Raw genomic sequence first — 19,597 nt, forward strand, 5'->3', positions numbered from 1 at the left:
TTGAGGAGGAAATAACATGCTTTATGACGTTTTAGTTATAGGTGCAGGTCAAGCCGGATTATCAATGGGCTATTTTTTAAAGAAGACAAAATTAAATTTCCTTATCTTAGATAAAGGAAGTGAAATCGGTCTCGGTTGGAAAAATCGATACGATTCCTTAACATTGTTTACACCACGTACATATAGTTCACTCCCAGGTTTATCATTAAAAGGAGAGGAGAAACAGTACCCCACAAAAGATGAAATCAGTGATTATTTATCGTTGTATGCAAAGGTATTTTCAATTCCTATTCAGCTTAATACCACTGTTACAAAGGTGGACAAAGAAGAAAATTGTTTTAGATTGTACACAAACCAAGGTGAATATCAATGTAAAAACGTGATTGTAACGACAGGTCCTTTCCAAGAACCATACATACCAGAATTTTCACAACATCTATCCGAAAAAATCCAACAACTACATTCCTCACAATATAAAAACCCTAGTCAATTACAGCATGGAACTACACTGGTTGTAGGAGGAGGGAACTCAGGGGCACAGATAGCCGTTGAAATTTCACACGTTAGAAACGTTTACCTTTCGGTTGGACAGCCAATAAGATATTTACCACAGGACATAGGTTCCAAAAGTATATTTTGGTGGTTTGATAAATTGGGAGTTTTAAAGGCAAATGTAAATAGTAAAGTAGGACAATTTATCAAGAATAAGCCAGATCCAATTTTTGGCTTCGAGCTTAGGTCACAGCTCAAAAGTGGAGATATCATTCTTAAACCAAGAGTAACTTCAGCTGATAGAAGCGTAGTATTCTTCGAAAATGATAACAGTTTAGAAGTGTCGAATGTTATTTGGTCCACTGGTTTCAAGTCAGACTATAGTTGGATTAATATTCCTTCGATTTTTAATGAGGTGGGGACGCCGTTACATAATAGAGGCATTACAACCATGAAGGGTCTCTGCTTTTTAGGGCTTCCTTGGCAATATCGAAGAGGTTCAGCCTTGCTACATGGTGTTGGATATGATGCTGAGTATTTAATCAAGAAGCTATTTTAATGGAGAGAAAGTATAAAATACCTAAGAAAGAATCTAAATGTACATGAGAAAAGTGTTCCATACCATTGAAGCTGTTTCAATTCGGCTGTATTTAGGGTATTATTATACATATATTTTAAATGTCCTAGGGGGTTGTAAATGTTAGGAATTCTATTAGCTGGTATTGCCCCTGGTTTAGCATTATTGAGTTATTTTTATTTAAAAGATAAGTATGAACCAGAACCAGTATCGATGGTATTAAACACGTTTTTTTATGGTGCATTGATCATCATTCCGATTGCATTTTTTGAATATATTCTTAAAGTAGAAAATATTGTTCAATATGATTCTATTTATGCGATTTTTTCTTCCGGTTTGATAGAGGAATTTTTTAAATGGTCAATCTTATTTTTCATTGCATACAAGAGTTCCGAATTTGATGAGCCGTTTGATGGTATTGTCTATGGTACCTCCATATCTTTGGGGTTTGCAACCGCCGAAAATATACTGTATTTGATGAATAATGGGATGGAATTTGCGCTAACACGTGCATTACTGCCTGTTTCAAGTCATGCCTTGTTCGGCGTTATTATGGGGTATTATATTAGCAAAGCAAAGTTTTCAAAAGGATTAAAATGGCCTTTATTCCTGTTATCTTTATTGATTCCAGCCCTATTACATGGGATATTTAATTTTTTATTGTTAAACCAAGGATCATGGTTTACGATGTCTCCTTATATGATGTTCTTATGGTGGTTCGGTTTGAAAAAAGTACAGTTAGCAGAAATTTCAAGCTATAATCATTTCCAAAAGAAGTCGATTAACAGAACACCATTTAAGCCTAATGTCAGGAAAGGAATAATTCCTACCTATAAGTAGATAGATAGTGTGTTTCGAAGCCGTCTGAAATTTAAAGGAATTTTCAAAACGTGTATAGGTTCTATTCTATACACGTTTGTTATTGTAAAAAATGATATTATTTTATATTTAGATAAAGACTTTAGAATGGAAGGTAAATTAATATGAAAAAATTCCCGGTTACAATTCCGATTATGATTATTGTAGTGGTGATAGCGTTGTGGATGCTTGGAAAGGATTACTCTGAAATTAACATTATGACTAGAATATTTATTGCTGTAGGTGCAGGTATTTTTTCTGGGATCATTTCGTTCTTTTTATTTAGGTTTGACAAAGATCATACAAAATAATTATTCCCTCTTATCACGATCATATGGGCGTGTATCAGAAAGAGTTTCTCGTAAAAGAAAAACTCTTTTTTTGTATTTCTTTAGTTCGGTTTCAGGATGAATCATTCATATATAAGAAAACACGGGCATGTAGACTGCTTCAGGATTAGTGGGGCTGGGGAGACTCCGCAGATAGAAGGCTACCTGCAATGCATCAAATGATGTTCACTTGGTTTTTTGATACATAAGAAGTCTTATCCTTAATTGGAGTAAGAAGTGATATTTAAATAAGTGGAGATTTTCCGGTTAGACTAGTGAATGGAGCTCGGTTCGGGGAATTTAAGCGGAGGTTTTCCGCTTAAGCAAATAAAAATGAATCATTTTCACGTTTATCGAGTCAATAGCCGGAATCTTTCCGTCTATTTAAGCTCTTTTCAGTGTTTTTTCCTAATTAGAAGAATTTTCTCCGCTTATTTATCAATACTCGCTTTAGTGTCAAATGAACTTGTACAACTTGGGTTCTTTTGGTAAAAAAGGCATAGAGATATATGTAACTCTATGCCTTTTTAACATGCTTTTTAAAAGTTTATCCCGTTACTCAAATTCCTGGAGCGGTTTAATGTTCTTAAGTCTACCAGTTGGTGTGATACACTCCCGCTAGATCACGTCGTTCATAGGTATGGGCACCAAAATAATCACGTTGTGCTTGCAAAATATTTGCACTTGATCGTCCAGCTCGATAGCTATCGTAATACGTAAGTGAAGCACTTAAACATGGGAAGGAGATTCCAGCATTAATGCCCTCACACACTACTTTACGCAAGCCCATTTGATAGTCTTGAACTTTTTCAGCAAAATATGGGGAGATTAATAAATTCGCTAAATCACTTTGTTCATGATAGGCTTCGCTGATGACGTTTAAGAATTCTGCCCGGATAATACATCCACCGCGGAAAATCAGCGCAATATCCTTTAATGGTAAATTCCAGTCTAAAAGTTCAGAAGTCATTTTATATTGAGTAAATCCTTGTGCGTATGCACAAACTTTTCCTATATATAATGCCTGTCTAATGTAGTCAATCCATTCATTTTTATCTAATGGCTGCTGAACGTTCTTAGGCCCTGATAAGATCGATTCGGCATGAACCCTTTCCTCCTTTAAAGAAGAGATGTAGCGGGCAAATAATGACTCGGTAATAATCGATGCAGGGATGCCGTTATCAATGGCTTGGATGCTCGTCCATTTACCCGTTCCTTTTTGGCCGGCTTTATCCAAAATCACATCAATCAGAGGCAACCCCGTTATTTCATCCTTTTTTCGTAAAATTTCTGCTGTAATTTCTATTAAATAACTTTTCAGTTCGCCCTCGTTCCATGTTTCAAAAATTCCAGCTATTTCTTCAACGGATAATTCCAATTTTTCTCGTAAAAATGTGTAGGCTTCGGCAATTAGTTGCATATCTGCATACTCAATTCCATTATGTACCATTTTTACAAAATGACCTGCTCCTTTTGGACCGATATAGGTACAACAAGGGTCACCATTTACATGAGCGGCGATTTTTGTCAGTACCGGAGCTGCTTTTTCATAAACGATTTTATCACCACCTGGCATGATAGATGGTCCATTTAACGCTCCGACCTCACCGCCAGAAATCCCAACTCCTAAATAACCGATTCCTTTCGACTTCAACTCATCGTATCTGCGCTCCGTATCTGTATAATGGGAGTTACCGCCATCCATGATGATATCGCCTGACTCAAGATGGGGGAGTATAGCTTGGATGACCGAATCGATCGGCTTACCTGCAGTTACCATTAGAAATATCTGTCTTGGCGTCTCTAAGGACTGAACAAAATCTTGAACTTCATAATATGGATGGATAGATTGCCCGTCCAATTTAGCTACAAGCTGATCCGTTAAATCTCTTGTGTAATTATATACAGCGACTTCTTCGCCTTTATTCGCCATATTTAACGCTATGTTGCTGCCCATTACTCCTAAACCAATGACACCAATTGTATTTAACATATATTCATGCTCCTTTATATCAAATTAATAGGCAGTAAAACCCTCACTTTAAAAGTGAAGATTTACTGCCTGGAAGGTTTATACAAACAAACTTAATAATAGTACAAAACCTAATCCAGCTACGGAAATAATCGTTTCCAGCAAGGTCCATGTTGCAAAGGTTTCTTTCATGCTTAAACCAAAGTATTCTTTAAACATCCAGAAACCAGCGTCGTTTACGTGGGAAAGAATGACACTTCCGGCACCTGTTGCAAGAACGACCAGAGCAAGGTTAACATCACTTTGTCCTAACATTGGAATCACTAAACCAGCTGTCGTTAAAGCAGCAACGGTTGCAGATCCTAAAGCAATACGTAAAATTGCAGCGATCATCCATGCGAGGATAATCGGTGATATTGCAGTCCCTTTGAATAATTCCGCTACATAGTCACCTACGCCGCCGTTAATTAATACCTGCTTAAAGGCACCACCGCCTCCAATGATTAACAGCATCATACCAATGTGCAGAATGGCTTGTGTACAAGACTCCATGACATCCTTCATAGGGATTTTTCTTGCGATACCCATTGAATAAACAGCAAATAATAGCGAAATCAACATAGCCGTACCAGCTTCACCGATAAATCGGATCACTGCTAGTACAATATTATCCTCGAAGCCCAATGTTTTTTGCAGCAAGGTAATAATTGTTGCAATTGACATTAATATAACAGGAAGTAAAGCAGTAAATACACTGATGCCGAATTTAGGTGTATCTTCAAGCTTAAATGTTTTTAGTTCACCTAATGAGGCAATGCTGCCCATTTTTGTAAAGGATTCAGGGACAAGTTTTTTCGCAATTTTTGTAAAAACTGGCCCAGCTAAGATTACCGTAGGAACTGCACAAATGAAACCATAAAGTAATACTTCACCAATATCAGCACCAAGTTCACCAGCAATCGTAGTTGGTCCTGGATGCGGCGGCAAGAAACCGTGTGTCACCGATAAAGCTGCTGTCATGGAAATACCAAGTGACAAGATGGAAACTTTTAATTCTCTTGAAATCGCAAAGACAATTGGAATCAATAATACTAATCCTACTTCGAAAAATAACGCGATACCGATTATAAATGAAGCAACTACTACTGCCCATTGGGTATTTTTTTCGCCAAACTTTTTTACTAGAGTCATCGCAATCCGCTGCGCACCGCCTGAATCAGCGATTAACTTTCCAAGCATGGCTCCAAGTCCAAAGATTAAACCTATATGTCCAAGTGTTCCGCCTAATCCGGCTTCGATGGTTTTAACCACTTCCTCTAGTGGCATTCCAAGTGCTAAAGCTACTCCAAAAGATACAATGATCAATGAAATAAAGGTGTTTAATTTCAAGCCCATGATTAAAATTAATAATGCAATAATTCCCAATGCTACTATAACTAATGGCATTTTATTTCCTCCTGATGTTTATCTAGTTGTTTTTTAGTAAGCTTCTTTGATAGTTTGCAATCTGTGTATATTCATTTTCTAATACTCTTGATAGATTAATAAAGATTGGCAGCAATTGCCTATACTCTTTTACCGATTCTTCTTTCGGTTTGTGCTTATAGGTACTGCCAATCATTTCAGAAACACTCTCAAATGAATCTATTTCTCCTAGGGCATATAAACCTAAAATACAAGCACCCAGGCACGAACTTTCGTAGCTTTCTGGAACCACCACTTCCGATTCGAATATATCGGACATCATTTGTCTCCAAACATCGGACCTTGCGAATCCACCGGTAGCTTGGATTCGGGTAACAGGCTCGTCCATGCATTCAATTAAGGCTAAAAATACTGTGTATAAATTGAATATGACACCTTCTAAAGCTGCTCGAATCATATGTTCCTTTTTATGTGACAAGGTTAAACCAAAGAATGAACCGCGCACGTCGGGATTCCATAATGGTGCACGTTCCCCGGCGAGGTATGGATGGAATAACAATCCATCAGCACCAGGTCTTACACGTTCGGCGATCTTAGTTAAGACTTCATATGGATCGATTCCGAGTCGTTTGGCAGTTTCTACCTCGGAAGATGCAAATTCATCTCGTATCCAACGAAGGACCATACCTCCATTGTTTACCGGTCCGCCAATCACCCAATGTTTTTCTGTTAAGGCATAGCAAAAGATTCTTCCTTTTTCATCAGTTTTCGGCTTGTCAATGATTGTTCGAATCGCACCGCTTGTCCCAATGGTGACAGCGATTTCTCCTTTACGGATAGCGTTTACACCTAGATTTGAAAGGACTCCATCACTTGCCCCAATAATAAAAGGTGTTTGTGAGTCGATCCCAATCTGGTTGGCTAAAACAGGATCACAGTTGGTAAAAATCTTAGTTGTTGGAACGAGCTTCGATAATTGATCACGTGTAATACCAGCGATTTCAAGGGATTCAACGTCCCAATCTAGGTTTTTCAGATTCATCAACCCCATGCTGGAAGCCAGGGAATAATCGACAACATATTGATCGAAGAATTTCTTAAAAATATATTCCTTTATACCGATATATTTTTGTGTGTTAACAGCGATTTCAGGACGTTCATTGACAATCCAGGTAATCTTAGATAGCGGTGACATCGGGTGAATCGGTGTTCCGGTGCGTTTGTATACGTTATGCCCATCTAATTCATTTTTAATTTTGTGGGCCCACGCTTCACTTCGATTATCAGCCCAGGTGATACAAGGTGTGAGTGGCTGGGCATTTTCATCCATTGCAATAACGCTATGCATCGCACTGCTAAATGAAATAAATGATGGTTTTTTATTGGAATGTTTTTTCGTTATTGACGAAATGGCTGTCAAAACTGCCTGAAAAATTTCTTCAGGGTCTTGTTCTGCCGTTACTATATTGGGTGTGAAAAGCGGATAACCGATATTTTCTGTTTGAATGACACTGCCATTTTCCGAAAATAAAACGGCTTTTGTACTGGTTGTCCCGATGTCTACACCTAACATATAATTAGTCATTTTGTTGTTCGACTCCTTTTAAAAGCCTCATTTGAGACCTCCACAAATCTTCAACTTTCTCTTGAACATCATCGAAGTTTTGATGTAACGATTTAACCATCAGGTCTCGATTCTTTGTTTCGATTGCTTCAATGTATAGTTGGTGATTATTTATGATTCTGGTAAAATCTTCATACTTTTCTTTAAAACGACTGCGCATAGAAAGGAGAATTAAGCTCTCCATCACAGGCTTTAAATTATCCCAGATCATCAGGATGTAAGAATGATTAATTGCCCGAATAATCGTTTCATGAAATAGGACATCCTGATAAGAAAACTCATCCGCATCTTGGTATTTTATGGCGATTTTCATCATCTCAAGTATTTTACTCAGTTCCATGACTAATTCAGTCGATTCCATGCTTGCAAGACGTTCAAATACAAATGTTTCGATCAGGATACGGACATCATAAATTTCTGCATATTCTTTTTCAGTTAAACCTACTACAGTGGCTCCCATTCTTTCTAATCGGATAATCTTTTCAGAAGCAAGAGTCTTTAATGCTTCACGGATAGGTGACCGGCTCACAGCAAAGTCTGCAGCTAATTTATTTTCAGATAAGACGGTACCGCTTTCAATCATGCCCGAAATAATGCGCATTCTAAGTTCGTAGGTAACACGGTCTCCAGCTGAAGCTTTAGAAAGCCATTTTACAGGATAGAGAAATTCCTTTTGTTCGGCCATAAACTCACCTCTATTTAATTCAAGTCTACTTGTATACAAGTATTATAATGGGATTTTCAAAATATGCAAGCGCTATTTTTTAATAATATTGAACTACGGGGCAGGTAAATTTATACAGTCACAACTCCTGAATCAAACTGCATTATAGCGTTACCTCATGAATAAACCCCCACATATTGGTTGAAACAACCATTTTGTGAGGGTTATGTTAAGTTAAGAATGGAAATAGTTTGAATTTACTTTATTCAATTGTCTTGATGATTGTTTAAAGGTTTTTATAGTATCACGTAAACTAAGCATGAGTTCTACCATAAGAAGAAGGATTACTACCCACACGCCCATCTTAAGGATGGTGTCGATAACAAAGGATTCGATCAATAAATGAGTATGGATAAGGGATGTGAAAGTATAAAACATGGCAAAAGTAAAAACTCTACTCCACTGCGTCACATCATAAACGAAGATTGCCTCTTTAAACCCATAGTGTTTGATCCGCCTGAAAAGCCTATAGAGTTCAATAGTCTCAACCGCAATGAAGGTAATTAGGGCAGTTCTCCATATCACTCTAATGAGATCAAGGCTGATGACGCCTGTGAAAATACTGGCAACCCCAGAAATGGATAACGCCCCATGTAATATACAGTTCGTATTGTTCCAATCCATTTCAATTGACCAAGAATTTTTTATGTATCTTGATAGGATAAAAAAAACACAAACCAAATAAAAACAAAATCCAGTAATTAGTAAAGAGAGGTTTAAGATATCCGGAAAATTTTTGATAACAGTGTTAAGCAAAAGGACAACCGATTGTGTGCTGACCGTGGTTAACAGAAGAATGCCGTGGACATTCTGAAAAGATTTTGTTCGAGAAATTTCTATAAAAGTTTTTACACTGATCCCAATATAAATAATCCAAAGCACAATATTTATAAAAGCAATAATGACAGAAATAAATCCCCAGTGGGAAAATTGTTTATAAAATAAAATGCCGCTTATAGAGGTGCCAGCAACCCATGTACCAATCCCAAAACGGTTAATCACATTGGAATAATGGATGTCTTTAAATTTCCCATCCAAACTTGCTATGAAAAAAGATAAAATGAAGCCAAACCATAGGGTTAGGTTAATAATACATAGAATTTTGCCAAATATATGTTGGAAGAACTGGATGCCAAAGTAGTTTAATAGAACGCCTTGTGTAACAATCCCAAGGGCCATAACAATCGCCATTGTAGAAGTTCGAATATATATTTTTTTAAAAGTGAAAAAGAAAGTAATACAAACAATTAGGAGAATCAAGATTAATAAATAAACCACACTTATCACCATTATATTTTCAATATTTAATTAGTATATCATTAATAAATCTAGAGGTCAGCACGAATGTTCCGCGTCAATAATATTAGGGAGTCAGTGCCCCGGCGGATTAAACCTTTATTTCACCGAGGGACTGACCCTGATTGTACTTAACCTAATGAAGTATTCCTTCACTAACCTAACTTAATTTAGTATAGGACTCCATTTTTGTAACCAAATAAGCCGCATAGTAAATAGTGAAAAAAATAATAAAATCATATAAAGTGGACCACTTCTTAGGGTTATAGAAGTCTATGGCATTAAAGAAATTCATACCTCCAAAAGCAGCAATGGAGGCAAATATAATGCCTTTTAATAAGGGATTCATTTTTGGTTTTATTTGTAAAGCGAACATTACCGCAACGGGTGCCAAAGAAAAGTGATAGGGTAAAAATAAAAACGGTGCTAGAGGAATAATGACCATAGGATATGACCAAAGCCCTAAAGACAAGGCAGCAAGATCTAGTGATAGTGAAATGAGTATCGTTAGTAGGCCACCTAAAAGGAGACGACCTGAACTGTCTTTCTTCCTGAATTTAAACCAAACAATCCAAGGAATTATAAATAGAGCGAGACCAAACCACCATTGCCATGTTGACAGAAAGTCTTCCCTCACTATTTTTGCAAATAAAGAACTAACCTCATGCAACTGGTTATAAGCTTTTTCTGATTCAGCAAGCCCCTTTTCAAATGCCATATTATTAACATCTCCCCAAAAAAATAGTAATAGTATATATTTTTCAGTTAAGGATTAATTTATGTGGTGAGCTCTTAAAAAAACACATTTTGGGGTCATTCACCCGGTGTATTTAATACTATATTTCATCATGGGATCCCCCATTGCTCAATATAAAGAGTCGCGTAAAATACTATAATATGATACAATTTTTTGCAAAGTGCATAAGGCAGGGACTTAAATGAAGGAACATCGACAATCAGATACTCCAAGTTCAAATATACATCGAAATGGACCTACGCCCGAATACATGGAAGCTGTCCATAAGCTTAGGGAAAAATTACTCTATGGAATCCAAACGAGTGATCGTGATTTGTTAGCTGAATATGAAAAGGAAGGTACCCTAAAATTTAGCGATGAACAATTAAACATTCTTAACAGAGTCCCCAATAATAAACTCCGCTCCTATAAAAATATCCTTTTATCCCATAATACACTTTATAGCTATGTTGCCGAAAAGGGAGGGTTAAGTGCATGGCAATGCCACTTTATATCGGAAAAATATGCCATCATGATTGAGCACACCCAAACCTTAGCTGAACTAGATATGATTCATTTAAATATGATAACAGAGTATTCCGACCCAACCATCCGAAAAACTAAAAGTGATAACGTATCAATTGTAGAGAAAGCAGAAAACTATATAGAAATGAATTTTTCGGAGGACATTTCGATGGAAGAAATGGCAGGAAAGTTACATGTTCACCCCTCCCATTTAATGCGTTCCTTTAAGAAAGAAAAAGGAATGACCATTAGTCATTATCGAAATTTGAGGAGAATAAAAGAAGCAAAACAACTGATCCTTTTCTCCAATCTTTCGATGACGGAAATTGCCATTATGGTTGGGTTTAGCAACTCTCAGTATTTTTCTAAACTTTTCAAAGAGGTAGAAGGAATAACTCCCGTTGAGTATAAAAAGAAGCTAAGAAATAACTAATAAATATGTATTTAGGGTGCATGAAAAATCATGTACCATTTTTTTGTTTAAATTTTTGCAATTATACTATAAAAACATGCAATTGTAGTGCAAAAGTATTTTTACTATCAGATGTATACTAATACTCAAGTACCAGCTGAAGCGCTTACAGATAGAAACCGAATCAATTTTTTTTTACTAAAATGTAAACGGTTAAAAAAGGGGAGAGTTGATCATGAAAAAGTTTGGAGTAAAAGACCAGGTGGGGTATATGCTGGGAGATGTTGGTGGAAGTTTCGTTAACTTGTATATTGGGTCTTTCTTTATTGTCTTTTGTACCTATGTATTAGGTGTAAGCCCTTACTTTATGGGGACGATTACTGACCGATATAGAATAGGAAAAAGCGGAGATAAGTTCTTGCCTTGGATTAGCTTTTCGAAATGGATACTAGCAGCAGCCTGTTTAATTGCCTTCGCTGATATCTCAAGTTGGGGATCTACCGCGACTCATATTTGGGTAGTAGCTGCTTATTTATTCTTCTGTGTTGCGTATACGGCTGATGCCATTCCGTATGGTTCATTAGCATCTGTAATCACGAATGATCCTGTTGAACGTACAAAATTATCTCGTGCCCGTTCTATTGGCGGTATGATTGTTGGCGTAGGATTCTTATCGTTTGTTCCTATGTTCATCTATGATAAAGCTGGAAATATCGTTCCAGAGGCATTTTTCTATATTGCTATTGTATTTAGTATTTTATCATTATTATCCTATACAGGGCTTGTAAAATTAACAACGGAACGTATCCGTGACGAAAAACCTGCTGGAGCTAAGCCTGATTACGATTTTAAGGATGCGTTTAAAGAGGCATTTTCCAACAGACCATTAATCGGTATGATGGTTGCAACTCTTGGTTCTACCTTAATTATTTCTGGTGTTGCTACTTTAGCTGCTTATGTATTTGCAGAGTATTATAACATGCCTAGTGCCTTTGCCATCAACTCATTCATCAGCATGGGAATTATCCTTGCGTTATTCATTGTTATTCCAAAACTAGTAGCAAAATTCAATAAACGTAACTTAATTCTTGCTACATCAGCATTCAGTTTAGCAGCATCCGCTTTAATGACACTTATTACGTTTGAAAATGTATATGTATTTGCAGCATTATACAATATCGCAACAATCGGTTCCTCCGTGTTCGTTATCCTGGTTTGGGCTTTGGTTACAGACTGTATCGATTATACAGAATACAAAACCGGAAAGAAAATTGAAGGAACCCTTTATTCCCTCTATTCCTTCGCTCGTAAAGTAGGAATGGGATTAGGCGCAGCGATTGGAAGTTACTCTTTAGGCTGGGTTGGCTTTGTTTCTGGTGCAAAGTCACAACCACAAGAGGTGGCAGAAGGGATCTTAAAAATGTACACAGGTATGCCAGTTGTCGCATTTATTCTCATCCTAATTGGTGTTGGTTTAATCTTTAACCTAAATTCAAAGAGAACAAATGAAATGTATGCAGTATTAAAAGAAAGAAGGGCGTCTTAATAATAAGGCAACTCCTTAATTAAAGAAAGGCAGGAGAATATAAATTGCGTACTAGATTCCTTTCAAAACTAACAAATGGGGAAGTTGAAGATTATTTAAATCGGAACGATATAATATTTGTTCCAGTTGGAGTAACGGAAACTCACGGAGCCTTGCCGCTCGATTCTGAAACTGTTTTAGCGGAAGCGATTGCTGTAAAGATGGCGGAAGAATCAGATGGGCTTGTTTTGCACAACTTGCCTTATTTCTTCCCAGGCGGAACGATTGTTGGCCGTGGAACGGTTCAAATGAGCATAAAAGACGGGATGGCTTATTTAGATAAAATTGCAAAGTCTTTACTAAATCAAGGTTTTAGGCGACAAGTCTATATTACTAGTCATGGTCCGGCCCATATGACAGTCAGTGGCATGGTTCGTGATTTCTTTGATGAAACAAAAGTACCAATCCTGTACATGGACGTATTAAAAGCTGCAGAAGCTGCCAATTTCAAACTGATGAATTCATTTCATGAGATGACCATTGGTGCATATAAAGTTTTAGGTAGATTAGAAGATGTTCCATTGAATGTAACTGAATCCCATTCTGTTACGTATAATGTGCAGCATATGTTTGCAGGGATGAATAAAAATCCTGGTAATCTATTAGGGAAATATGCTTATCAATCCGGAGCAGTAGGTTCTTACTTTAACGAACCATCTGATCATATGGTTACACCACTTTTGACGACACTAGAAGAAAGAGAAGTATTTGCTGGTAGGGGTGTTCAAGCGATTAATGAACTTGTACAGGCATTGGATATGCCGGCGATCGTTGAAACACTTCGTCAAGTGGATGTTTATACGAAGGAAACGATTCTTCCTAAATATGGGGCATATTTACCAGGGGAAAAATAGTAAGATGCAAATAATAAGTCGCGTGAACCTTTGGGTTCGTGCGGCTTATTTAATTTTAAAAATACTCCGTGAAATATAAAATTCAAGGAACTATATTTTGTTTAAATTTACCATACTTGGACAATTATATAGCAGGTGGAAAATTTTAAAAAAACTTAGTGAAGGAGGATGGGTGATGTTACTAGTACCCCGTGAGATTGACAAACTTATGATTGTTGTGGCAGCTGATCTCGCAAAAAGAAGATGGGATCGAGGATTGAAGTTAAATTACCCTGAGGCAGTCGCACTCATTACTTACGAAGTATTAGAAGGTGCCCGAGATGGGAAAACCGTAGCAGAACTAATGGAATATGGCGCTACCATATTGAAACGAGATGATGTAATGGAAGGAATTGCCGATATCATTGACGATATTCAGGTAGAAGCTACTTTTCCTGATGGAACAAAATTAGTAACTGTGCACGATCCAATACGTTAACTACAGGCAGGAGGGCACCCGAATGGAATGGGAACCAGGTCAATTATTTTTAAAAGAGGAACCGATTATTTGCAATGAGGGAAGAGACCTTTTTCGAGTGAAGGTTACCAATACAGGTGACCGGCCAGTTCAAATCGGCTCACACTATCATTTTTTTGAAGTAAATGAATCCTTACAATTTAACAGAGAAGACGGGTATGGAAAAAGGTTAAATATTCCATCCGGTGCAGCGGTCCGTTTTGAACCGGGTGATGAAAAGGAAGTTGAGCTGGTTCCTTTTGGAGGCGAACGTAAGGTTTATGGCTTTAACAATAAAACCGACGGGGCTTTAGAAGGGGGCAATTAACAATGAGTTTTGAAATGCAGAGGAAGCAATATGCCCAAATGTTCGGTCCGACTACGGGAGATTCTATTCGGTTAGCGGACACCGAATTAATCATTCAAATTGAAAAGGATTATACCACGTATGGTGAAGAAGTCGTGTTTGGCGGCGGTAAAGTCATTCGTGATGGAATGGGACAACATCCTCTCGTTACTCGCGGTGATGGCATCCCTGATGCGGTTATTACCAATGCGGTCATTTTAGATTATACAGGTATTTACAAGGCAGATATTGCGATTCGTGATGGAAAAATAGCTGCCATTGGCAAAGCGGGAAATCCATTGGTAATGGATGGAGTCGATATCGTCATCGGGGCTTCAACTGAAATTATCGCTGGTGAAGGGATGATTGTAACCGCCGGCGGAATTGACACCCATGTTCATTTTATCAATCCAGCACAAGTCGAGGTGGCTCTAACATCAGGACTTACCACCTTAATTGGCGGCGGAACTGGGCCAGCTGCCGGTTCAAGAGCGACGACCGTTACTCCTGGAGAATGGAATATCCACCGCATGCTTGAAGCGGTCGAGGGTCTGCCTATAAATGTTGGTTTAACAGGGAAAGGGCAGGCAGCAACGGAGGAACCACTGGCCGAACAAATTAGGGCAGGTGTAATTGGATTAAAAGTTCATGAGGACTGGGGTGCGACACCTTCAGCACTCGATTATGCATTAAAGGCTGCTGACAAATATGATGTCCAGGTGGCACTACATGCAGATACCCTTAATGAATCTGGCTTTGTTGAAAATACAATGGCAGCTTTAAAAGACCGAGTCATTCATATGTACCATACAGAAGGTGCCGGCGGCGGTCATGCGCCTGATTTAATTAAATCGGCCAGCTTCATGAATGTATTGCCTTCTTCAACGAATCCTACATTGCCCTATACGATTAATACCGTCGATGAACATTTAGATATGCTGATGGTTTGTCACCATTTGAATCCATCCGTTCCCGAAGATCTTGCCTTTGCGGATTCACGGATTAGAAAGGAAACCATTGCGGCCGAAGATGTTCTGCAGGATATGGGCATTTTTAGCATGACGAGCTCCGATGCACAGGCAATGGGACGAATAGGTGAGGTAGTTCTAAGAACCTGGCAGGTAGCCGATAAAATGAAAAAAGAAAGAGGTTATCTTCAAGGGGATAATAAGCTTTCTAATAACAATCGGGCAAAGCGTTATATTGCAAAATATACCATCAATCCTGCGATTACCCATGGAATTTCCGATTATGTCGGGTCCATTGAAGTAGGGAAAATTGCAGACTTAGTGATTTGGAATCCAGCGTTTTTTGGTGTAAAGCCAGAGATGGTTATCAAAAGCGGAATGATTGTTCACGGAATGATGGGGGATGCGAACGCATCGATTCCAACACCGCAGCCAATTATTAGCCGTCCTATGTATGCTTCTACAGGTAAAGCTTTGCAAAAAAGATCCATTACCTTCCTATCGCAGGCGGCCTATGAGGACAAGGTTCATGAAAAGCTTGGGTTAGAAAAAATGATTATGCCGGTACATGGAATCAGAAAGTTAACGAAAAAAGACATGAAGCTAAACTCGGAAACCCCTGAGCTATCTGTTGACCCGCAGACATATGAAGTTAGAGTCAACGGAGAGCTGATTACCAGTGAACCGGCAAAAGAACTGCCGATGGCGCAACGTTATTTTCTATTTTGAGGTGAGAAAGTATGCTAATTGAAAGAGTCGAAACCAATATTGAACACATGGAAAAGGAAGAAATTATTAGAAGGCATATCGAAAAAGTATACCTTGAGAGTGATCACTTGGTAAAACGGATTCAACGAGTGACGTCTGATCACGGACGGGAAATCGGGATTCGATTAAAAGATCCACGTGATCTTGTTGCTGGAGATGTACTCTATATGGATGATAAAAATATGATTGTGATTGACGTGGTTGCAGACGATTTATTAGTCATCACCCCCCGGAGTATCAAAGAAATGGGGAACATCGCTCATCAGTTAGGGAATAGGCACCTTCCAGCCCAATTTGAAGATGATAGCATGATGGTTCAATACGATTACCTTGTGGAGGAACTATTAAATGAACTGGAGATTCCCTACAAACGTGAAAAGCGAAAAGTAAAACAGGCTTTTCGACATATTGGACACAGCCATGGATGATAAAACTCTTGCACTCTTTCAGCTATGTGATTCCAACTTTCCTACAGGTGCCTTTAGTCATTCCTATGGACTTGAAAGTTATATCCAAGAGAATACGGTACATAATGTAGAAACATTTTCGCAATGGCTGCAGGTATTTATTCAGGAACAGCTGATTTATTCTGATGGGCTGGCTTGTGACCTTGTGTACCAAGCATTAGAGGAAGAAGATTTCCAAAAGGTATGGAAATTGGATAGAATGTTAACCGTGCAAAATTTGCCTCGTGAAACGAGGGAGGGCAGCATGAGGATGGGGGAACGGATGTTAGAACTTGTCCAGTCCTTATATAATATACCTGCCCTTTTGCTTTATAGAGGACGAATTACAGAAAAAAAGTCATTTGGTCACCCAGCTATTGTTTTTACAATGGTTGCTCATAATCTTGGCGTATCCAAATCGACAACCGTGTTATTTTATCTGTATTCTGTCGTATCCAGTCTCGTTCAAAATGCAGTAAGAGGTATTCCTTTGGGCCAGACAGCTGGACAGAAAATCATTCGTGAGATTCAACCTGTTTTATTGGATGCCGCTAGTGCTATCGAGCAGTTGGATGAAGAAGATTTTGGTATTGTTTCACCCGGTATCGAGTTATCGCAAATGAGGCACGAACGTGTTAATATTCGAATTTTTATGTCATGAAAGGAAGTGTTTTTTATGGAACCAATTAAAGTGGGAGTAGGCGGACCAGTCGGAGCAGGAAAAACGATGTTGGTTGAAAAACTTACTCGGCGTTTAAATGAGGAAATCAGTATGGCAGTGGTGACAAACGATATCTATACAAAAGAAGATGCGAAATTTCTAATGCAAAACGGAGTCCTGCCAGCCGATCGTATTATTGGGGTGGAAACCGGCGGCTGCCCGCATACTGCCATCCGTGAAGATGCATCAATGAATTTCGCTGCCATCAATGAACTTAAAGAAAAACATCCAGATGTTCAATTGATTTTTGTGGAAAGCGGCGGGGACAATCTTGCTGCAACGTTCAGCCCTGAACTGGTTGATTTCTCCATTTATATTATTGATGTGGCCCAAGGGGAAAAAATCCCGAGAAAAGGCGGGCAGGGAATGATTAAATCGGATTTATTTATCATTAATAAAACCGATTTGGCACCACATGTCGGTGCAAGTCTTGAAGTTATGGAGTCTGACACGAAACAGTTCCGCGGGGACAAGCCGTTTGCTTTCACAAATTTAAAAGATGAAGCGGGGTTGGATAATGTCCTTGATTGGTTGAAGCAGAACGCTCTATTAAAAGGATTAGCGTAAAATGGAGCAATGGACAGGTGTTTTGCATTTAAATGCGGAAGACAGAAAAGGGAAGACTGTTGCAAAAAATGTTTATTATCAGGGTGCATTTAAGGTAATGCGCCCTATTTATCATGATGATTCGGGAAGGGCCTGTTACTATTTATTAAATCCCGGAGGCGGCTATTTAGATGGAGACCGCTATCAAATGAAGTTAGGGTTGGGGGAAAATGCTAAATTAACCTTAACCACCCAGGGAGCGACAAAGGTTTATAAGACGCCCAATCGTTATGCCTACCAAGAATCAGAGATTTCTTTGGCGGCTGGAAGTTATCTAGAGTATTTTCCTGATCCGTTAATTGCCTATCAAAATGCACATTACAAACAAAAAAATGTGATTAAAATGGATCCAACTGCCACTTTGCTTTATTCAGATATTATTACTCCCGGCTGGTCACCAGAAGGAGAGCGTTTTAGCTATAAATCCGTTCAGCTATTAAATGAAATCTATATGGACGGTGAACTAGTGGTTTATGATCATATACATTTGAAACCTGCACTGCAAAATATAAGGGGACTTGGATTCATGGAAGGATTTACTCATTTAGGGTCAATGTTCGTCATTTGTAAGCAAATGAATCCTTCTTTTCTTGATCAGTTATATTACATTCTTGATAGGAATACATTGGATTATAAAGTTGGACTATCCTTACTGCCAGTATCCGGATTTACCGTTCGGGTATTCGCCAACACGACTCAAGTGATTGAAAGGATTTTTTCAGAAATTCACAGGCATATTAGTCAGGAATGGTTTCAAACAAAACAATATTCACTTAGAAAATATTAATGCATGAACGGAGCAATTACAGAAAATTGCCGAAGAACTAGTAGAGATTGTTTTTGGGGAGGAAGAAATAATGGAAGTTACGTTATTTTCAGTTTTAGCATTAGGCTTTATTTTGGGTATTAGGCATGCGATGGAACCTGACCATATGATTGCCGTTTCCACGATTGCAAGCCAAAGTAAAAAATTATGGCAAGCCTCACTTGCCGGCGTTTTTTGGGGAATAGGCCATACAGTCACACTTTTTGTTATTGGTTTAATCTTTATTGTAATGAAAAATGATATTCCGGAAAAGTGGTCACTGACTTTAGAATTTTTAGTAGGAATCATGCTGGTATACCTAGGTATTGCTGCGATGTTGTCCATTCGCAAAAAACACAACCATTCTGATCATTCTCACCATGAACATAACATTCAACTGACAAAGGTAAAAAAAGGTACATATTACAAATCCCTTTTCATTGGGTTTATTCACGGGATTGCCGGCAGCGGTGCCATGGTTCTTCTAACCATGAGCACCGTGGATACTGTATGGCAGGGTGCTTTATATATGATTGTGTTTGGATTTGGAACGGTAATGGGCATGTTAATCTTTACCACTATTATCGGAATTCCATTTATTTTGAGTATGAATCGAATGGTCGCAAGCAAAGGATTAATCTTAATCACAGCTACGATTAGTATTATTTTTGGTTTTTACTATATGTACAATCTAGGCGTCAACGATGGGTTGTTTAGTCTTTGGATCTAGTTGCTGTATAGTCGGTAATCAAATAGGAGAAACACCAACCATCTGAAAAAGGAGGGAAAGACATGTTTGAAAACTTTGAAATAAATCCTTTATTCGAGGGGACCGTCCATGAACATCCGCATTTTTCCTTAAATGTAGAAGGGAATGAATTTAAAGGAATGATTGAGGATAACAAAATACATTGGTACAATCCACATCCGAAACAAACATTTGAACAAGAAAAGGTCAGTGCCATTGAATCAAAGATAGTTACTATGTATAGTGACCAATTGAAAAAATAAAATAAAGGCTGTCTCAATCCC

Annotated in this window: 21 protein-coding genes; 15 read left to right on the forward strand and 6 right to left on the reverse strand. The window is 38.2% G+C overall.

The annotated features are described in order from the left end of the window. Window positions 1-16: 16 nt before the first annotated feature. The 3 genes from ACN6MT_RS15695 (at window position 17) to ACN6MT_RS15705 (ending at window position 2,238) form a co-directional block, all read left to right on the forward strand. Window positions 17-1,051 carry a flavin-containing monooxygenase gene (locus ACN6MT_RS15695; protein WP_419886983.1) on the forward strand — a complete coding sequence of 345 codons (1,035 nt, stop codon included), beginning with the start codon at window positions 17-19 and terminating at the stop codon, window positions 1,049-1,051. A gap of 138 nt (window positions 1,052-1,189) precedes the next feature. Further along, entirely contained in the window at window positions 1,190-1,909 is a 720-nt protein-coding gene (gene prsW / locus ACN6MT_RS15700) for a glutamic-type intramembrane protease PrsW (RefSeq protein WP_419886984.1), read from the forward strand. A 143-nt stretch (window positions 1,910-2,052) separates the two neighbouring features. Beyond that, the gene (locus tag ACN6MT_RS15705) at window positions 2,053-2,238 is read left to right on the forward strand and encodes a histidine kinase (protein WP_419886985.1); all 186 of its coding nucleotides are present in this window, start codon (window positions 2,053-2,055) and stop codon (window positions 2,236-2,238) included. Between the two features lie 610 nt (window positions 2,239-2,848). On the opposite strand, the gene gnd is transcribed toward ACN6MT_RS15705, so the two are convergent. From gnd to ACN6MT_RS15735, 6 genes are all read right to left on the reverse strand, one after another. Continuing rightward, a complete protein-coding gene (gnd, locus tag ACN6MT_RS15710; protein WP_419886986.1) occupies window positions 2,849-4,249 on the reverse strand; it encodes a decarboxylating NADP(+)-dependent phosphogluconate dehydrogenase in 1,401 nt (466 codons plus the stop codon). Window positions 4,250-4,327: 78 nt separating this feature from the next. After that, window positions 4,328-5,674: a GntP family permease gene (locus ACN6MT_RS15715; protein ID WP_419886987.1), complete on the reverse strand. Its 1,347-nt coding sequence runs from the start codon at window positions 5,672-5,674 to the stop codon at window positions 4,328-4,330. Between the two features lie 22 nt (window positions 5,675-5,696). Continuing rightward, the gene (gene gntK, locus ACN6MT_RS15720) at window positions 5,697-7,238 is read right to left on the reverse strand and encodes a gluconokinase (RefSeq protein ID WP_419886988.1); all 1,542 of its coding nucleotides are present in this window, start codon (window positions 7,236-7,238) and stop codon (window positions 5,697-5,699) included. After that, complete coding sequence (locus ACN6MT_RS15725; protein ID WP_419886989.1) at window positions 7,231-7,962, reverse strand: GntR family transcriptional regulator; 732 nt, start codon at window positions 7,960-7,962, stop codon at window positions 7,231-7,233. The genes gntK and ACN6MT_RS15725 overlap by 8 nt, the downstream gene beginning before the upstream one ends. A gap of 213 nt (window positions 7,963-8,175) precedes the next feature. Further along, window positions 8,176-9,279 carry a hypothetical protein gene (locus tag ACN6MT_RS15730; RefSeq protein ID WP_419886990.1) on the reverse strand — a complete coding sequence of 368 codons (1,104 nt, stop codon included), beginning with the start codon at window positions 9,277-9,279 and terminating at the stop codon, window positions 8,176-8,178. A 178-nt stretch (window positions 9,280-9,457) separates the two neighbouring features. Next, window positions 9,458-10,015: a CBO0543 family protein gene (locus ACN6MT_RS15735; RefSeq protein ID WP_419886991.1), complete on the reverse strand. Its 558-nt coding sequence runs from the start codon at window positions 10,013-10,015 to the stop codon at window positions 9,458-9,460. A gap of 220 nt (window positions 10,016-10,235) precedes the next feature. Here ACN6MT_RS15735 and ACN6MT_RS15740 point away from each other — a divergent pair, with 220 nt between their 5' ends. The 12 genes from ACN6MT_RS15740 to ACN6MT_RS15795 all read left to right on the forward strand — a co-directional run bounded on the left by ACN6MT_RS15740 (window position 10,236) and on the right by ACN6MT_RS15795 (window position 19,576). Beyond that, window positions 10,236-10,991, forward strand: a complete 756-nt coding sequence (locus ACN6MT_RS15740; RefSeq protein ID WP_419886992.1) for a helix-turn-helix transcriptional regulator — start codon at window positions 10,236-10,238, stop codon at window positions 10,989-10,991. A 214-nt stretch (window positions 10,992-11,205) separates the two neighbouring features. Then, window positions 11,206-12,516 (forward strand): MFS transporter, encoded by a 1,311-nt coding sequence (locus tag ACN6MT_RS15745; RefSeq protein ID WP_419886993.1) that lies wholly within the window; start codon window positions 11,206-11,208, stop codon window positions 12,514-12,516. 44 nt (window positions 12,517-12,560) lie between these two features. Beyond that, window positions 12,561-13,409: a creatininase family protein gene (locus tag ACN6MT_RS15750; protein WP_419886994.1), complete on the forward strand. Its 849-nt coding sequence runs from the start codon at window positions 12,561-12,563 to the stop codon at window positions 13,407-13,409. A gap of 175 nt (window positions 13,410-13,584) precedes the next feature. Continuing rightward, window positions 13,585-13,887 (forward strand): urease subunit gamma, encoded by a 303-nt coding sequence (locus tag ACN6MT_RS15755; RefSeq protein ID WP_419886995.1) that lies wholly within the window; start codon window positions 13,585-13,587, stop codon window positions 13,885-13,887. 22 nt (window positions 13,888-13,909) lie between these two features. Continuing rightward, the gene (locus ACN6MT_RS15760; RefSeq protein ID WP_419886996.1) at window positions 13,910-14,233 is read left to right on the forward strand and encodes an urease subunit beta; all 324 of its coding nucleotides are present in this window, start codon (window positions 13,910-13,912) and stop codon (window positions 14,231-14,233) included. A 2-nt stretch (window positions 14,234-14,235) separates the two neighbouring features. Further along, the gene (gene ureC, locus ACN6MT_RS15765) at window positions 14,236-15,948 is read left to right on the forward strand and encodes an urease subunit alpha (protein WP_419886997.1); all 1,713 of its coding nucleotides are present in this window, start codon (window positions 14,236-14,238) and stop codon (window positions 15,946-15,948) included. Between the two features lie 11 nt (window positions 15,949-15,959). After that, window positions 15,960-16,415, forward strand: a complete 456-nt coding sequence (ureE, locus tag ACN6MT_RS15770) for an urease accessory protein UreE (RefSeq protein WP_419886998.1) — start codon at window positions 15,960-15,962, stop codon at window positions 16,413-16,415. After that, a complete protein-coding gene (locus tag ACN6MT_RS15775; protein WP_419886999.1) occupies window positions 16,408-17,094 on the forward strand; it encodes an urease accessory protein UreF in 687 nt (228 codons plus the stop codon). Before ureE ends, ACN6MT_RS15775 begins: the two co-directional genes overlap by 8 nt. A gap of 15 nt (window positions 17,095-17,109) precedes the next feature. Then, on the forward strand, window positions 17,110-17,721 hold the full coding sequence (gene ureG, locus ACN6MT_RS15780; protein ID WP_034675468.1) for an urease accessory protein UreG: 612 nt from the start codon (window positions 17,110-17,112) through the stop codon (window positions 17,719-17,721). Window position 17,722: 1 nt separating this feature from the next. Beyond that, window positions 17,723-18,547: an urease accessory protein UreD gene (locus ACN6MT_RS15785; RefSeq protein ID WP_419887000.1), complete on the forward strand. Its 825-nt coding sequence runs from the start codon at window positions 17,723-17,725 to the stop codon at window positions 18,545-18,547. A gap of 70 nt (window positions 18,548-18,617) precedes the next feature. Further along, a complete protein-coding gene (locus ACN6MT_RS15790) occupies window positions 18,618-19,295 on the forward strand; it encodes a sulfite exporter TauE/SafE family protein (RefSeq protein ID WP_419887001.1) in 678 nt (225 codons plus the stop codon). 62 nt (window positions 19,296-19,357) lie between these two features. Next, entirely contained in the window at window positions 19,358-19,576 is a 219-nt protein-coding gene (locus ACN6MT_RS15795; RefSeq protein ID WP_419887002.1) for a hypothetical protein, read from the forward strand. Window positions 19,577-19,597: the final 21 nt, after the last annotated feature.

The sequence above is a fragment of the Neobacillus niacini genome, from assembly GCF_048572935.1.
Classification (GTDB): domain Bacteria; phylum Bacillota; class Bacilli; order Bacillales; family Cytobacillaceae; genus Neobacillus; species Neobacillus niacini.

Coding starts and splice junctions, on each gene's coding strand:
- ACN6MT_RS15695 (WP_419886983.1), top strand. CDS start 17: ATGCTTTATGACGTTTTAGTTATAGGTGCAGGTCAAGCCGGATTATCA.
- prsW (WP_419886984.1), top strand. CDS start 1,190: ATGTTAGGAATTCTATTAGCTGGTATTGCCCCTGGTTTAGCATTATTG.
- ACN6MT_RS15705 (WP_419886985.1), top strand. CDS start 2,053: ATGAAAAAATTCCCGGTTACAATTCCGATTATGATTATTGTAGTGGTG.
- gnd (WP_419886986.1), bottom strand. CDS start 4,249: ATGTTAAATACAATTGGTGTCATTGGTTTAGGAGTAATGGGCAGCAAC.
- ACN6MT_RS15715 (WP_419886987.1), bottom strand. CDS start 5,674: ATGCCATTAGTTATAGTAGCATTGGGAATTATTGCATTATTAATTTTA.
- gntK (WP_419886988.1), bottom strand. CDS start 7,238: ATGACTAATTATATGTTAGGTGTAGACATCGGGACAACCAGTACAAAA.
- ACN6MT_RS15725 (WP_419886989.1), bottom strand. CDS start 7,962: ATGGCCGAACAAAAGGAATTTCTCTATCCTGTAAAATGGCTTTCTAAA.
- ACN6MT_RS15735 (WP_419886991.1), bottom strand. CDS start 10,015: ATGGCATTTGAAAAGGGGCTTGCTGAATCAGAAAAAGCTTATAACCAG.
- ACN6MT_RS15740 (WP_419886992.1), top strand. CDS start 10,236: ATGAAGGAACATCGACAATCAGATACTCCAAGTTCAAATATACATCGA.
- ACN6MT_RS15745 (WP_419886993.1), top strand. CDS start 11,206: ATGAAAAAGTTTGGAGTAAAAGACCAGGTGGGGTATATGCTGGGAGAT.
- ACN6MT_RS15755 (WP_419886995.1), top strand. CDS start 13,585: ATGTTACTAGTACCCCGTGAGATTGACAAACTTATGATTGTTGTGGCA.
- ACN6MT_RS15760 (WP_419886996.1), top strand. CDS start 13,910: ATGGAATGGGAACCAGGTCAATTATTTTTAAAAGAGGAACCGATTATT.
- ureC (WP_419886997.1), top strand. CDS start 14,236: ATGAGTTTTGAAATGCAGAGGAAGCAATATGCCCAAATGTTCGGTCCG.
- ureE (WP_419886998.1), top strand. CDS start 15,960: ATGCTAATTGAAAGAGTCGAAACCAATATTGAACACATGGAAAAGGAA.
- ACN6MT_RS15775 (WP_419886999.1), top strand. CDS start 16,408: ATGGATGATAAAACTCTTGCACTCTTTCAGCTATGTGATTCCAACTTT.
- ureG (WP_034675468.1), top strand. CDS start 17,110: ATGGAACCAATTAAAGTGGGAGTAGGCGGACCAGTCGGAGCAGGAAAA.
- ACN6MT_RS15785 (WP_419887000.1), top strand. CDS start 17,723: ATGGAGCAATGGACAGGTGTTTTGCATTTAAATGCGGAAGACAGAAAA.
- ACN6MT_RS15790 (WP_419887001.1), top strand. CDS start 18,618: ATGGAAGTTACGTTATTTTCAGTTTTAGCATTAGGCTTTATTTTGGGT.
- ACN6MT_RS15795 (WP_419887002.1), top strand. CDS start 19,358: ATGTTTGAAAACTTTGAAATAAATCCTTTATTCGAGGGGACCGTCCAT.